Genomic DNA, 952 nt, shown 5'->3' with positions numbered 1-952 from the left:
AGCCGTCACCCTGGGCAAAGCGTATCTTGGAAGGGCGCTCGGCGGCTAGCCAAAAGGATTGCGCCGCCGTGGACATGGGAGCGGCGGCATGAGCCAGCGCCTGTCCAAGCCCGGTCCGCGCCCTGACATGCCCCTCCACCCCATGGAGCGGGACACGCGGCGGCTCGCGCAGATCCGCCAGGACGGCCTCTACGTCATGATGGGGCTCGCCAGCCTCATCCTGGGCGCGCACGCGCTCGCCATCCTGCTGCTGGTCTGGCTATGACCGGGCACTCCCGCCGACAGGGAGGCGCGTGAGATGGCGCGCGCACCGGATCGCATCACGCTGGACCTGTTCCGCGATTGGCAGCCACCGCAGGTTGCGGTCGGCCCCAGCGACGAGGAGACGCGCGGGCCGCTCGATCTGGTCATCACNCGCCTCATCAGCGCGGCCATCAGGAAGTCCGAGCGCAGCCGCGAGGACATCGCNCAGCAGATGGGCGCCTACCTCGGCCGGACGGTCAGCAAGGACACGCTGGACGCCTGGGCAAGCCCGGCCAAGGCCAATAATCGCATCCCGCTCGACGCTTTCGTGGCGCTCATTGAGGCGACGGCTGACCATGACCTTCTGGGATGGCTGCCCAGCCAGCACGGCTATGTGGTGGTGCCCGCCCGTTNTGCCGACCTCATCGAGCTGCACCTCCTGGAGGAGCGCGAGGCCGAGATCGCCCGCCGCAAGGCCGCGGTGCAGGCCCGCTACCGGGGGGGACGGTAATGAAGGCCTGGTTCACAGCCGCGGAAATCGCCGCAATGGGCCTCCCCGCTCTGCCCTCAACCGAGCGTAACATTCGCCGCATCGCGCAGATCAAGGCTTGGGGTTTTCGCGACCGTGAAGGTCGAGGCGGCGGCCGAGAGTATCCGTTGTCGGCCCTGCCCACCGCTGCCCGTGCCGCTTATGTCGCCCGTCACCTCC

Annotated in this window: 2 protein-coding genes; both read left to right on the top strand. The window is 68.8% G+C overall.

Annotated elements, in window-relative coordinates:
* Positions 1-88 precede the first annotated feature (88 nt).
* A complete protein-coding gene (locus YU1_RS33855; RefSeq protein ID WP_156922495.1) occupies positions 89-265 on the top strand; it encodes a hypothetical protein in 177 nt (58 codons plus the stop codon).
* Between the two features lie 347 nt (positions 266-612).
* Positions 613-952: DNA-binding protein (locus YU1_RS34990; RefSeq protein WP_156922493.1), on the top strand; the 340-nt coding region annotated here is incomplete at its 3' end.

Source organism: Azorhizobium doebereinerae UFLA1-100 (genome assembly GCF_000473085.1).
Classification (GTDB): domain Bacteria; phylum Pseudomonadota; class Alphaproteobacteria; order Rhizobiales; family Xanthobacteraceae; genus Azorhizobium; species Azorhizobium doebereinerae.
Note: the sequence above shows the minus strand (reverse complement) of the source record. Positions and strands in the feature narration are given on the sequence as shown.

What these genes read in the sequence shown, in the direction of transcription:
- YU1_RS33855 (WP_156922495.1), top strand. Translation starts at nt 89, where the DNA reads ATGAGCCAGCGCCTGTCCAAGCCCGGTCCGCGCCCTGACATGCCCCTC.